General features: G+C 46.4%; 11 protein-coding genes and 1 pseudogene. 7 read left to right on the forward strand and 5 right to left on the reverse strand.

What is annotated here, in order from left to right; genetic code table 11:
* The first annotated feature begins 78 nt into the window (after nucleotides 1-78).
* Both P404_RS0109955 and P404_RS18790 read left to right on the forward strand, forming a co-directional pair.
* Nucleotides 79-1,014, forward strand: coding sequence for a hypothetical protein (locus P404_RS0109955; protein ID WP_014969340.1), 936 nt, complete (start codon nucleotides 79-81; stop codon nucleotides 1,012-1,014).
* Nucleotides 1,015-1,144: 130 nt separating this feature from the next.
* Nucleotides 1,145-2,316, forward strand: a pseudogene (locus P404_RS18790) (IS3 family transposase); the annotation flags it as partial.
* 40 nt (nucleotides 2,317-2,356) lie between these two features.
* Here the strand turns inward: P404_RS18790 and P404_RS18240 are convergent.
* The 3 genes from P404_RS18240 to P404_RS0109985 all read right to left on the reverse strand — a co-directional run bounded on the left by P404_RS18240 (nucleotide 2,357) and on the right by P404_RS0109985 (nucleotide 6,814).
* Nucleotides 2,357-3,912 (reverse strand): IS3 family transposase gene (locus P404_RS18240; protein WP_236624308.1). Its coding sequence is split into 2 segments (ribosomal slippage): nucleotides 2,357-3,273 and nucleotides 3,273-3,912, totalling 1,557 coding nucleotides; the frame shifts between segments, so codons are not numbered across the junction.
* A gap of 199 nt (nucleotides 3,913-4,111) precedes the next feature.
* Nucleotides 4,112-5,590 (reverse strand): excalibur calcium-binding domain-containing protein, encoded by a 1,479-nt coding sequence (locus P404_RS19050; RefSeq protein ID WP_276525057.1) that lies wholly within the window; start codon nucleotides 5,588-5,590, stop codon nucleotides 4,112-4,114.
* Nucleotides 5,591-5,659: 69 nt separating this feature from the next.
* The gene (locus tag P404_RS0109985) at nucleotides 5,660-6,814 is read right to left on the reverse strand and encodes an ISL3 family transposase (RefSeq protein WP_034774026.1); all 1,155 of its coding nucleotides are present in this window, start codon (nucleotides 6,812-6,814) and stop codon (nucleotides 5,660-5,662) included.
* A 308-nt stretch (nucleotides 6,815-7,122) separates the two neighbouring features.
* On the opposite strand from P404_RS0109985, the gene P404_RS0109990 reads away from it, so the two are divergent.
* A complete protein-coding gene (locus P404_RS0109990) occupies nucleotides 7,123-7,422 on the forward strand; it encodes an excalibur calcium-binding domain-containing protein (protein ID WP_014969341.1) in 300 nt (99 codons plus the stop codon).
* Nucleotides 7,423-7,467: 45 nt separating this feature from the next.
* Here the strand turns inward: P404_RS0109990 and P404_RS0109995 are convergent, their stop codons facing one another.
* Nucleotides 7,468-7,791, reverse strand: coding sequence for a thioredoxin family protein (locus tag P404_RS0109995; RefSeq protein ID WP_014969342.1), 324 nt, complete (start codon nucleotides 7,789-7,791; stop codon nucleotides 7,468-7,470).
* 301 nt (nucleotides 7,792-8,092) lie between these two features.
* Between P404_RS0109995 and P404_RS0110000 the strand changes: the two genes are divergently transcribed.
* Nucleotides 8,093-8,962 carry a cation diffusion facilitator family transporter gene (locus tag P404_RS0110000; RefSeq protein ID WP_014969343.1) on the forward strand — a complete coding sequence of 290 codons (870 nt, stop codon included), beginning with the start codon at nucleotides 8,093-8,095 and terminating at the stop codon, nucleotides 8,960-8,962.
* A 42-nt stretch (nucleotides 8,963-9,004) separates the two neighbouring features.
* On the opposite strand, the gene P404_RS0110005 is transcribed toward P404_RS0110000, so the two are convergent.
* Complete coding sequence (locus tag P404_RS0110005) at nucleotides 9,005-9,547, reverse strand: class I SAM-dependent methyltransferase (protein ID WP_160166519.1); 543 nt, start codon at nucleotides 9,545-9,547, stop codon at nucleotides 9,005-9,007.
* 499 nt (nucleotides 9,548-10,046) lie between these two features.
* Here P404_RS0110005 and P404_RS0110015 point away from each other — a divergent pair, with 499 nt between their 5' ends.
* The 3 genes from P404_RS0110015 to P404_RS0110025 are packed head-to-tail and all read left to right on the forward strand — an operon-like array spanning nucleotide 10,047 to nucleotide 14,120.
* On the forward strand, nucleotides 10,047-10,535 hold the full coding sequence (locus tag P404_RS0110015; protein ID WP_014969346.1) for a MarR family winged helix-turn-helix transcriptional regulator: 489 nt from the start codon (nucleotides 10,047-10,049) through the stop codon (nucleotides 10,533-10,535).
* Entirely contained in the window at nucleotides 10,528-12,252 is a 1,725-nt protein-coding gene (locus P404_RS0110020) for an ABC transporter ATP-binding protein (RefSeq protein ID WP_026830662.1), read from the forward strand. Before P404_RS0110015 ends, P404_RS0110020 begins: the two co-directional genes overlap by 8 nt.
* Nucleotides 12,249-14,120 (forward strand): ABC transporter ATP-binding protein, encoded by a 1,872-nt coding sequence (locus tag P404_RS0110025; RefSeq protein WP_026830663.1) that lies wholly within the window; start codon nucleotides 12,249-12,251, stop codon nucleotides 14,118-14,120. Before P404_RS0110020 ends, P404_RS0110025 begins: the two co-directional genes overlap by 4 nt.
* The last annotated feature ends 85 nt before the right edge of the window (nucleotides 14,121-14,205 follow it).

Here is a 14,205-nt window from a genome sequence, read left to right on the forward strand (position 1 = left end):
TCCTTGTTGAATAAGTTGTTTTCAGTGTAGCAAGGGAGCTGTGACAGGCTGTCACACGTCAAAAATAGGAGGAAAAGCATGGAACAATCCGAACATCTCAAAGAAAAACGAACTGGGCGTAGATTTCCGAGAAGGACAGCTGAAGAATTGGAACTCCAACGTAAGATGAAACTTAACCATTTTGTTCGGCAAGCTGAGTTTTTTAAGCTATCGGAAAAACCGGACTTTGTTCAAGCCAAGAAGTGGCTGTTACAGGCACTACATATAGAAAAGAATCATCCGATTGCCAATTATCGACTGGGATATCTTCTTTACCGTGAGCACCAGTATGAAATGGCGGTTTATCATTTTAAGACTGCGCTTGACGGCACGGAGAACGATGTCTTGAGTGAGACACAGTTGATTTTAGCGAATACATTTCTCGTTAATTGCGGAATGGCGATTACACGGGAGGCCTTGCGTGAGTTAGAGGATTTGGGACTTCGAATCGAAGGGGAGATAGATCAAGAACGCATCGAACGCTACCGCGCTGAAATGCTTGTCCAAGAAGAGAATATGCTAGATCGTCTGTATTATCGGAAAATCACGGCAGGACATGAAACGATCATCAATGAAGAACAGTTTTACGACATCCGTCCGGATAAAGGAGAGCTGTTACTCCGAAGTTCGGATGATGGGAAAACGTTGCAGGTAGATGGAAAACCAGCTGAATTATTAAATCTGCATATGTTCTTAACGCTCGTGTTACTGAATCAAAAAGCATTTCAACCATATCCGGTTTTACAGGATGCTTTGTCTGAATTAGGGGGACAAAGGATTTCTTACAACTATATGCGACAGTTAATTCGGAGAATTCGTGATCAGTTTGTTACGTTGAATTTGATTGAATCGACATCTATTTCTTCTCCTGATTCTTCACGTCCTGTCCAAGGATTTCGCATTCACCCGAACTGGTCGGTGACGATTCTTTGTCGGGCAGATGATTTCATTGTATTGTCTTCGAGGACGGAATGAGAAATGGAATCCGTTTCGGTTGGCAAAACAGTAAATATAATGACTGAAGGAAGCGATCGTTTTGATATGCTCCCCAATAGGTAGACAGATGAAATAAACAATCTGTTTTTCTATTAGGGGGGTCTTTTTTATGACAAGAACTAAGCATTCCGTTGAACAAAAATTAGAGGCGCTCCGAATGCTTGCATCCAATAAGTATACGGTCCAGGAAGTGTGTAAGACCCATCGGGTCTCTAGGAGTACGTTAGAGCGTTGGAAGGCACGGTTGCATTCAGGTGGAGTGGCTTCTTTCGAGGAATCTTCTTCATTGAAAATCTATACGAAAGAGCTAAAGCAAGCAGCTGTCCGTGATTATCTCGAACACGGGTTTACAGCGCTTGAAGTCCTCTCAAAATATCAAATTAGTAGCACATCTGTTTTTTATGGATGGATCAAAAAGTATACTAGTCATAGCGAATTAAAAGACTCTAGAAAAGAGGCGGTTAAAGCTATGACAAAAGGCAGACAGACAACTTTAGAGGAACGGATTGAAATAATCGAATATTGTCTCCAAAACGGACGAAACTACAAACAGACATCCGTGATATTTGATGTCGCCTATCATCAAGTCTATGGATGGATGAAAAAATATGATGTCGACGGTATGGAGGGGCTCGAAGATCGACGCGGGCGGACGAAGCAGGAGGAAGAGCTGACTGAGGCGGAACGATTAACGCGTCGTCTCCAGCAGATGGAACGGGAGATCGAACGTCTTCGTATTGAAAATCTGTTCCTAAAAAAGTTGAAGGAGATCGAGAGGAGGAATTAATCAGTCAGATTCGGCTACAACGACGATATGTCGCCATCTACGAACTAGCGATAGAAGAAGCATCATCCATCGTGTTACTCTGTGAAATCGCACAGGTCTCACGTGCCGCTTATTATAAATGGTTGAACCGCACCGTGTCGGTGCGTGAACGAGAGAACCAGACCCTCCTAGAGGATATCCGAGTACTGTACGATCAAGTGAGAGGGATCTACGGATACCGTCGGATCACGATGACAATCAATCGCCGCCGCCGAGAAGATAATCTTCCTGTCTACAACGAAAAACGGATCCATCGTTTGATGCGTATTCATGACATCAAGTCGATCATCCGACAGAAGCGAAAGGGTCATAAGAAATCTACACCACAACATACAGCAGAGAACTTGATGAATCGTGATTTTAGTGCTTCTAGGCGAGATGAAAAATGGTGTACGGATATCACCGAGTTCAAATATGGAGTTGGAAAAAAGGCCTATTTGAGTGCCATTATGAACTGCTCCCCGTCAAGTAGACAGGCGAAATAATAAAAATCTTTTAAACGGCTTGAGCCCTGAATTCCAGCGGACTCAAGCCGTTTAGTCGTTCTTGGTATCGTTCTTCGTTATAGAATCGAATGTATTGCTGAATCGCATGACAGAGTTCGTCGAACTCCTCAAACTTATGTAGATAATAACTCTCACACTTCAATGCGCCCCAGAACGATTCCATCGGACCATTATCGATGCATTTACCGACACGAGACATACTTTGTGTAATGCCTGCTGCTTTCGTCATTCGACGGAAAGCATGCGACGTATATTGAAACCCACGATCGCTATGTAGAAGTGGTTGGCTTTCTGGTGCGCCCTGAAGGGCGCGTTCAAGCGTATCGAACACGAGTTGATTGTTATTCGAATGACCGATGACAAACGAACGAATGGATCCGTCGTACAGGTCTAGAATGGCACTTAGATACGCCTTTTGGGATGCGCCATACTTCAGTTCCGTGACATCCGTTACCCATTTCTGATTCGGTCCCGCCGCATGGAAATCACGATTCAGGATATTCTCTGTCGTCTGTTGAGGAAGGTGGCGCATATATTTGGGACGCTTTCGACGGATGACACAGTAGATTCGGGCAACGCCCATCAAGCGACGGATTCGCTTCGAGTTGACGTTTCTGCCAAAGCGACGTTTCAGGTTCAGTGTCATTCGGCGGTATCCGTAAATTCCGTTCACCGAATAGTGAATCTGGCACATCTCTTCGATGATCCGTGTGTTCTCGGTCTCCCGTACCGTCGGTACACGATGTAACCATTTATAGTAAGCTGCACGCGAGATACCCGCAAGGTCACATAAGGCTACGATGGGATAACCGAATTGCGCTGCGAATGACTGGATCGCCTCGTATTTATCTCGATTACGAACTTGGCTTAACGTGACCTCCTCTCGATCTCCTCTAACTTTTTTAGGAAAGCGTTCTCCATTCGCAGACGCTCATTTTCTTTCTCGAGTTGTTTCATTTCAATAGTGAAACGTTCTCCAGCGGTCAATTCTTCCTTCGGTTTCCGACGTCCCCGGCGGTCCAACAGTGCGTCTATCCCGTCTTTCTCGAACTTCCTTACCCAGCTGTAGATTTGTTGATACGAGACCCGATGGGTCTTCATGGTGTGTTGATAGTCTTTCCCGTTCTGTATGCAGTCCATAACTGCCTCGACGCGCTCTTCGAATGTTGTTTTTCTTGCTTTGGTCATAGTGAATCGCTCCTTCAACGGTTTCCCTTGAGTACTATGACCAGTATACTGGCTAATCCATCTTTGAAGCACGCTCTTACTCGAGATGCCGAATCTTAGCGTGGCACTCCTGAGTGATTCCTCACGGTCTAGCACTGCGCGTACGGCCTGTGTTTTCAGTTCTTCTGAATAGCGTGTCCATCCCGTTCTATTACTTAGAGCTGAGGCACCACCGTGACGGTATCGTCTTCGCCAAGTATTCAACGTATCGAGTGAAAGCTCGAAGAGCGACGCAATCTCCTTTAACGTATATGTTCCGTTATCGTACATCTGTATGATGTGTATTTTTTCATCAAGCAAAAATTTAGATGTGGCCATAGAAAAAGCTCCCTTCAAAAGTAGACAGTTTTGTTATTTCAACTGTCTACTTTTGTGGGAGCATATCAGGAGCAGTTCATTTAGATTGCTTCTTTTTTTGTATTCCGTAAAAAAATCTTTACCAAGAAGACAAAATGGTTTTAACTCACCGAGTTGTCTTCTCATAAAGATTTTTTGCGAAATACACATATAAAATCGGTTATCGTTCACAAGCGAAGTTATCTTTATCCCGATCCATCTTCGATTGATAAGCAGGATGCGTTGAAGGAACACCGTTCGGATAGACCTGTGTCAATTCTGTACAGTTTGCAAAAGAAGCATCTTTCTTTGCTTTAGCATCAGCTTTCGCTTTGGCATCAGCTTTCGCTTTGGCATCAGCTTTCGCTTTGGCATCAGCTTTCGCTTTGGCATCAGCTTTCGCTTTGGCATCAGCTTTCGCTTTGGCATCAGCTTTCGCTTTGGCATCAGCTTTCGCTTTGGCATCAGCTTTCGCTTTGGCATCAGCTTTCGCTTTGGCATCAGCTTTCGCTTTAGCATCAGCTTTCGCTTTAGCATCAGCTTTCGCTTTGGCATCAGCTTTCGCTTTGGCATCAGCTTTCGCTTTGGCATCAGCTTTCGCTTTGGCATCAGCTTTCGCTTTGGCATCAGCTTTCGCTTTGGCATCAGCTTTCGCTTTGGCATCAGCTTTCGCTTTGGCATCAGCTTTCGCTTTGGCATCAGCTTTCGCTTTAGCATCAGCTTTCGCTTTAGCATCAGCTTTCGCTTTGGCATCAGCTTTCGCTTTGGCATCAGCTTTCGCTTTGGCATCAGCTTTCGCTTTGGCATCAGCTTTCGCTTTGGCATCAGCTTTCGCTTTAGCATCAGCTTTCGCTTTAGCATCAGCTTTCGCTTTGGCATCAGCTTTCGCTTTGGCATCAGCTTTCGCTTTGGCATCAGCTTTCGCTTTGGCATCAGCTTTCGCTTTGGCATCAGCTTTCGCTTTGGCATCAGCTTTCGCTTTGGCATCAGCTTTCGCTTTGGCATCAGCTTTCGCTTTGGCATCAGCTTTCGCTTTAGCATCAGCTTTCGCTTTAGCATCAGCTTTCGCTTTGGCATCAGCTTTCGCTTTGGCATCAGCTTTCGCTTTGGCATCAGCTTTCGCTTTGGCATCAGCTTTCGCTTTGGCATCAGCTTTCGCTTTGGCATCAGCTTTCGCTTTGGCATCAGCTTTCGCTTTGGCATCAGCTTTCGCTTTGGCATCAGCTTTCGCTTTATCATCGGCTTTTGATTTAGCATCGGCTTTTGCTTTAGCATCGGTCTTCGCCTTATCCTCGTCTTCTTGCTCAGTCGTTACTTTATCTACATCTTGGTCCGGTTCATCGGTTTTTTGAATTTTCGCCGGAGCAACAGATTTTGACAAGGTATTCGGCGCATTAGTTTCAGCAAAATCCGTATCAGGTAATTCATATCCTAAAACGAATATGGCAATTAGTGTAGTAAGTATCATCCAAAGTAATGGTCGTTTCACAACAAACTTTTTATTGCGTATTTTTTGAAAGAATTGATAAGCAAAAAATAGGCTGACCAGAAATAAAATACCGGAGAAAACTGAAGTAGTGGCAATAGACCCTATTAACAGTAAGACAGTAAGAAGCATTGTTAATATTCCTATTATTACGAGAAAAACTCTATTCTTCATTTTATTTCACTCCTTTTATATTTTATTATGTAAAATATAGGCTCATCACCATAACACGTGGTTGCTATTTTAACGACCAAGCTCAAGGCGCAATCTCAAAAAGAATCGTTCGAGGTTTCGGTAGCCATAACCACGACGTTTAATGAGCTTAATCTTATTGTTCGTCCCTTCCATTTTCCCATTCGATAGTGTCGATACAATGGTTTGACGCATCGCTTCTTCACGGCCACGAATCGCTTTCGCGATTTTCGCAAGAGGTCCGCATGGATGAAATTGATAACGTTCCAGCCAGTCTTTCAGTCTTCGGCATGCCTGCCCGTCGCACGTTGCTTTCAACACATATCGAATATGTTGGAGTCCTTGATAAAGATCCCGGGTAAACGAGTCTTCTAGAATACAAGAATGGGCGACCTCTCGATCTTCAAGAGCCAATGCTTCCGGACGACAAGCGAGAGCACGATCAATCACACGAACATGATGATGGCGTCTTGCCTCGTTCAAAAAACGACGCCGGCGGCGAAGAGCATCCGTAAAGAACTGGATGAGATGAAAACGATCCAGCACATGCGCTGCATTCGGGAAGACACGAGTAGTTGCCTTCGCCATCGCAGGTGCAAAATCACTGACGACAGAACGAACATCTCCCAGTACACCTTGAAGCGCAGCCGTAATCGCCGATACGTCCCGGCCCGGGACGATAGACAGAAGACGTCCAGTCTTGGCATCAAGAACGATCGTCGCATAGTGGTGTCCTTTTCTCGTGGCGAACTCATCGACGAGGATGTGTGTCGCCTGTCCCACTGTATCCACTGAAGCGTACTGATAAAACCACCGTTCCACAGTCGTATAAGGAAGTTCATATTCATGCGCAACATCTGAAATTGTCCGGCCATGGCACCGTTCTGTGATGCCTTTTCGGAACACTTCGGTAGAAGTACGGACGAGTCCGAGACCGTAGTCATATACGAACGTCAAATCACAAGAGAGGCATCTTTGACGTGGGACATCCAGTTCGATCCACAAGGCACCGACTCCCCACGCATGACCGTGTCGAAAACGACGACGTTTTTTCGAATGCAGGATGGTCTTTTTTTCGCATAGCGGACAAGGGATTTCATGTGTATCAGGAATGACAGGAAATACGTGCGGTTCTTCATCGGACGACATCTGGATTTGAAAAAGGGCTGGAAGCGGAAGAATTAATTTGATAAACTGTTGGGACAAGGCGAAAACTCCAATCGTGGTTTGTCTAGACAACAATTACGATACCGGGGTTTTCGCTTTTTTTCTATGTTCGATTTAAAATCCGATGGATTTTATGTGTCAACCACACCTTATGGTGATGAGCCAAAATATAACATATTATTAAAAAATGGGAATGGAATTTTAAAAATAACAATAGGAAATATAAACAGGTAAGTAAGACAAAGTTAATAAATAAATGTCAAAAATAAAAAAGCATTTTCTAATAAAATACTCTATAATCAAATTATCACTAAAATTTGGAATTTCAGAATTGAGGAAGAATTGACATGAACAAAGCAGTAAAACTCATCATGACAGGTGTACTTAGTCTCTCATTGATCAGTGTGACATCAGCTGAAAGTCACGCGGCGACGAAAGCCAAGGCATTCAAAAACTGTACGGAGATGCAGAAAACGTACAAGGGTGGAGTTTCGAAGAAGGCGGGACTCAAAAACCGGACCGGCTACGACAAAAACGGCAAAGCCATCTACAAAGAGACAAAATACAAAGCTTATGTCAGCTTAGCGACGTATAACCTTAATACAAAAAGTGACCGTGACAAAGACGGCATCGCCTGCGAACGTTAAAAAAAGACCCGCTTCCGATTTTTCGGAAAGCGGGTCTTCGTCTGTTTAGTTGAAGTTTTTCTTGAGGAAGTCTGTGACTTCGTCCGGTGTTTTTGCGTTGGCACTGTGCAAGTGACCCAGTTTCTCGTTGTTTTGGAAGACGAGCAGGCTTGGAATCCCCATGACGACGTTGTCCGATGCGATTTCCGGGAATTCATCTTTGTCGATCGTATAGATCGGCAGTTCGCTGAATTGTGCTTCGACGTCCGGCATGAAGTAGTCCATCCGTTTGCAGTCCGGGCACCAGTCGGCTTCGAACTTGATGATGACCGGTGTGTCGCTTGCGATCAATTCTTTAAACGTATCTTCACTTTTAATGTAGTTACTCATGTGTTAGTTCCCCCTGTTAATGTGTGTAGTTTCAGTGTACTGATTCCAAGGGCAAGATGCACGAATTATGATTGAAGGATATCCAGTTTCTGCAAAAATGTTGTAGAGTGAAACAGCGTTCAGTATGCGCAAATTGCACAAGAAGCACCATGCAACAACAAAAGATGAATTGCCCTCAGGAAAAACTATTGGTCTTTTATTAATTAACTAGTTTTAAGCAAAATGATTTCTATAGACCCACTTGATTTCAACCTGTTACGATGAGGTTTGCTAATCGACAGAGCGAGTGGGGGCGACAAAAATGGATCAACAAAAATATGATAATTTAAAGCTTGGTGAGCGTGGTGCGATTATTAGCATCATTGCCTATATTGTGTTATCAATTGTTAAATTAATTGTCGGCTACACGGCGGATTCAGCGGCTTTACGAGCGGATGGTTTGAACAATACGACAGACATCATTGCATCGATTGCCGTCTTAATCGGATTACGGATCTCAAGACGTCCGGCAGACGATGATCATAAATACGGGCACTGGAAAAGTGAGACGATTGCTTCGATGGTCGCTTCCTTCATTATGATGGCAGTTGGTCTCCAAGTATTGATTGATACGATCTCGACGTTATTCGAAGGCAAACAGGAGTCGCCTGACATCGTCGCGGCCTATGTCGGGATTGGTTCTGCCATCGTGATGTACTTCGTCTACCGTTACAACCGGAACCTGTCACGGAAAATTGACAGCAAGGCGGTCATGGCGGCCGCTAAGGATAACTTGTCCGATGCCTGGGTCAGTATCGGGACGACAGTCGGAATCGTCGGTTCCCAGTTCGGGATGCCGTGGCTCGATATCGTGACGGCGATCATCGTCGGGTTCTTGATCTGTAAGACCGCGTGGGATATCTTCTCGGAAGCGTCTCATGAACTGTCGGACGGCTTTGATGAACACAAACTCAAAATGTATGAAGATGTGATTTATGATCTTGACGGCGTCAAAGGGATTAAATCGATCAAAGGCCGAAATTACGGCAACAATGAAGTCGTCGATGTCGTGATTCTCGTCAATTCGCAACTGAATGTCCATCAAGCGCACGATATCGCGACGAAGGTCGAGGATACGTTGACCGATGAGTACGGCGTCTACGACATTCATGTCCATGTCGAGCCGGAATGAAGCAGATAAAAAGAACGATCGTCTTCTGACGATCGTTCTTTTTTAATTCAGGGGTTTATATCCCATCACTGCAACAGTATGGAATTGTCTTGAAACAGGACCTTCGACAAAGATAACATCGGAAAATCCATGTTTTTTTGCCGCAGGAAGGAGTTCGACCTGGACTAAGTCTCTCACACCGGTCCAAATGACATCATTTTTACTGTCACAGAACGTGATGACAAAATGACCGCCCGGTTTTAAGGCATGGTAGAGAGTTGCTAAGGTACCGGAGATGTTTTCCCAAAAATAGAGCGTGTGTATAGTAAATACTTTGTCGAACTGCTCGTTTGGAAAAGCTAATTTGTTTAGGTCGCCGTATACGATATTGACTTGATTCGACCGAATGGCCTGTTTATTTCTGATTTGTGCGGAACGAATCATGGTTGAAGAAGAATCGACACCAACAATCTGTTTCGCTAATGATTGATGGACAAGTCGTTCGATGGCATAACCTGCCCCGCAGCCGAGTTCTAGAATGGTGTCCTCTTTTTGGACGTTCAGCAGATTTACGGTCCACTCAGTCTCCGGTTGATGTTGCCTCACCATTTTTTCCCCGATGTATGTGCCAAACCGTCCTGTAGGATGTGCATATTGCTGATCAATGAAACGTTTAATGGTTGCAATGATGGTGATCCGCTCCTTCCGTTTAAAAATTCCGTTCGATCGTTAATGCCAGTGCGCCAACTTGTTTCTCTGATTCTCTTGAGTATATCGTATAGGTTGCCTTTCACAAGTCATGGACTTGGACAGCTTGTTGCTTTTGATCATTCAAGCGGATTTCGACCACTTTTTTTGACAACGATTGACTGAAAAGGTTCTTCATATAATCCCATCCTATGTAGCAACTCAGTTTCTCCTTCCTGACAATTCCCTTGATTTTGAAGATACTTCATGATACTTGAAACGACCAATCGCTCGATGATGAATATGTGCATTTTCACATTGTTTATTGATTGACATTGGGAATTAATCGGCGTAATTTAATTTATATAGATAATCGTTCGATATGGAACGATTCAAAATGGAACATGGAGGTGGAAGGATGGAAACGGAACAACGTGAGCCGGTCCGTTCGACGGCAATGATGCAATCTTTTTGGAATGTCCAGCGGCATCTCGTTCGGGCAGCCCATCAGACGGCACAGGAAAATGGACTGAGTTTACCGCAATTTCACAGCTTGATGACGATTGCGCCAAGAAGCCCGATTACCCAAAAGGAACTTGCCGCACATACGCATTTACCGAAAAGTACGCTCAGTCAATCGATTGAAGGGCTTGTTCAATCAGGCTGGGTGATCCGGGAAACGAATCCGGACAACCGGCGCGAGGTCGTCTTGAATTTAAGTGATCACGGACGGCAGTTCGTCGATGCGATCAAGCGGCAGGAGGCGGGGATGCAACAACGGCTCGAACAGGTCCTCGATCAGATTGACCCGGCTGCCTTTGAACAGATGCTCAAGACGCACGAACAAATTGCAGACGGATTAAAAGACATCTTGTCACCAGGAAACGGAGGCTGTGCAGATGATTAAGTTACTCAAAAATCTGACGACCTATAAATGGGCCGTCTTCGCCGTCTTGATTCTCGTCTTCGCCCAATCGATGTCCGATTTGTATTTACCGACCTTGATGGCGGACATCATCGATAACGGTGTTGTGACGGGCGATACGGCGTACATTTGGAAAATCGGAGCGGTCATGCTGGGGATTACCGGGCTCGGTGCACTCGCCGCGATTACTGCCAGCTATTATTCCTCAAAGGCGGCGATGGGACTTGGGCGCGACATCCGCCGGAAAGTCTTTAACCACGTCGAACGGTTTACGTTACAAGAGTTTGATCAAGTCGGAACGGCGTCTTTGATTACCCGGACGACGAACGATATCACGCAAGTCCAGCAAGTCGTCATCATGATGTTGCGTATGGTCGTCAGTGCGCCGATCATGTTCGTCGGGGGTTTGATCATGGCCGTCTCGAAAGACGCCAAACTGTCACTCGTCATCGTCGCCGCGATGCCAGTTTTGGTCGTATCGATCTTGTTGATCCTCTGGAAAGGGGTTCCGCTGTTCGGACAAGTCCAAAAACGACTCGACCGCTTGAATTTGGTTTTACGGGAAAATCTGACCGGGATTCGTGTCATCCGGGCTTTTAATCGTGAATCGGAAGAAAAGGTTCGGTTAACGAAAGCGAATGCCGACTTGACGGACGTCTCGATCAAAGTCAATAAAATCATGGCCTTTTTGATGCCGGTCATGATGCTTGTGATGAACTTGACGGTTGTTGGTGTCATTTGGTTCGGTGGAATCCGGATCAACAACGGCGGGATGCAGATCGGGGATTTGATGGCGTTCATTCAATATGTCATGCAAATCATGTTTGCCCTCGTCATGGCATCGGTCATGTTCGTCATGATTCCCCGTGCTGCCGTCTCGGCGAAACGGATCAATGAAGTGTTGGAGATGGAACCGACGATGGTCGATGCCGGAACAGCTTCTGCCGACCGCGAACGTGGAACCCTTGTCTTTGATCATGTGACGTTCAGTTATCCGGGCGCGGAAGCTCCGGTCTTATCCGATATCAGTTTTACGGCTCGACCGGGTGAAACGACGGCCGTGATTGGCGGAACCGGCTCCGGGAAATCGACGCTCGTCAACTTGATTCCCCGGTTTTATGACGTGACGAACGGCAGTATTCAAGTCAACGGTGTCGACAGCCAGGCTGTCCCGCAAGAGGAATTACGCTCAAAGATCGGCTTTGTGCCGCAAAAAGCGCTGTTGTTCACGGGAACGATCGCGGACAACATCCGCTTCGGGAAAGAGGATGCGACGGACGAAGAAATTCGACATGCAGCGCGTGTCGCCCAAGCGACGGATTTCATTGAACGGATGCCAAATCAGTATGACTCGATCCTTGAACAAGGCGGATCCAACGTCTCCGGTGGTCAAAAACAACGGTTGTCAATCGCTCGGGCACTTGTCCGCAAACCCGACATCTATGTCTTTGACGACAGTTTCTCAGCACTTGATTTCAAGACGGACGCGACGTTACGCAAAGCCTTGAAGCAGGAAACGGGTGAGGCAACGGTCTTGATCGTTGCACAACGTGTCAGTACGGTCATGGATGCCGATCAAATCATCGTCCTTGAAGAAGGACGCATTGCCGGAATCGGAACGCATGACGAACTGTATGAAACAAACGACGTCTATCAAGAAATCGTCAAATCCCAACTGTCAGAGGAGGAGATCGCATGAGTACAAGTACAACAAAACGTCCTGCCGGCGGCCCTCCAGGTGGACCAGGTGGTGGTCCCGGCGGCGGGAACATGATGATGATGGGCGAAAAACCGAAAAACTTCAAAGCGACGTTCCGCCGGTTGCTCGGTTATCTGAAGCCACGCCGGACGGCCTTGATTGCTGTCTTCATCGCTGCGATTCTCAGTACGGTCTTCATGATTGCCGGACCGAAAATCATGGGAACGGCCATCACGGAACTGTTCGAAGGGGCGTACGCGAAGTTCCAAGGAGTTCCGGGAGCAGAGATCGACTTTACGAAAATCGGGCAGATTCTGTTATTACTCGCCGGACTGTACGTCATCAGCAGCCTGTTCAGTTACATTCAGCAATACATCATGTCGAGTGTCGCCCAGAAAACGGTCTATGATTTACGCGAAGACGTCAATCAGAAACTCGAACGTTTACCGCTGAAGTATTATGACGGGCGTCCAAACGGCGAGACGCTCAGTCGTGTCACGAATGACATCGATACGATCGGCAGTACGTTGCAACAAAGTGTGACATCCTTCATCACCTCGATCGTGACGATTGTCGGGATCTTGATCATGATGTTGACGATCAGTCCGATCTTGACATTGATCTCACTTGTCTCGTTACCGCTCTCGATTTTTGCCATTCGTCCGATCTTAAAACGGTCACAAAAGTACTTTGCCGATCAACAACGGACACTCGGACAATTAAACGGGCACGTCGAAGAGATGTATACCGGTCATCCGGTCGTCAAAGCGTTTGGTCATGAACGAAAAGCGGTTGAACAATTTGATGCCGTCAATGACGAATTATATGAAGCGGGGCGAAAAGCCCAGTTCATCTCCGGGATCATCATGCCGATGATGATGTTCATCGGGAATATCAGTTATGTCTTGATCAGTGTCGTCGGGGGGATTCTGGTCACCCAGCGCAGCATCTCGATTGGGGACATTCAAGCGTTCATCACCTATACCCGCCAGTTCACGCAACCGATCACCCAGACGGCAAACATCGCCAACATCGTCCAGTCGACGGTCGCGGCAGCAGAACGGGTTTTTGAACTGTTGGATGAAGAAGAGGAAATCAAAGAAGTCACGACCCATCAGTTGACGAAAGCCGACGGAGCGGTTGCCTTTGAACACGTCGACTTCGGTTACAGCGAACAGTTGTTGATCGAAGATATGAATATCGACGTCAAACCGGGTCAAACGGTGGCGATCGTTGGTCCGACCGGTGCCGGGAAAACGACGTTGATCAACCTGTTGATGCGGTTCTATGAACTCAATCGGGGTGTCATCCGGATTGACGGGATCGATACACGGAAGATGTCACGGGAAGATTTACGGACGACGTTCGGGATGGTGCTCCAAGATACGTGGCTCTTTAACGGAACGATTCGTGACAATCTCGCCTACGGGAAAATCGGGGCGACGGAAGATGAAATCATTGAAGCGGCAAAAACGGCCCACGCCGACCACTTCATCCGGACGTTACCGGACGGATACGATACGGTCTTGAACGAAGAAGCGTCGAATATCTCACAAGGACAAAAACAGTTGTTGACGATTGCCCGGGCGGTCCTCGCCGACCCACCGATCATGATTCTCGATGAAGCGACGTCAAGCGTCGATACGCGGACGGAAATCTTCATTCAAAAAGCGATGAAACGGTTGATGGAAGGACGGACAAGTTTTGTCATCGCCCACCGTCTGTCGACGATCAAGGATGCGGATTTGATTTTGGTCATGGATCAAGGCCGTGTCATTGAACAAGGGACACATGAAGCATTACTCAAAGCAAACGGCTTTTATGCGGATCTCTACAACAGTCAGTTCTCAGAAAAAGAAGTGGTCTAAGGAAAACCGATTCAGGGGAAGTGGACGCGGAAATGGCTTGTCCGTCTCTGACAGCGCAGGTACCTGCGCTTTTCCCTGTAGGAGT

The organism is Exiguobacterium antarcticum DSM 14480, assembly GCF_000685865.1.
Classification (GTDB): Bacteria; Bacillota; Bacilli; order Exiguobacteriales; family Exiguobacteriaceae; genus Exiguobacterium_A; species Exiguobacterium_A antarcticum.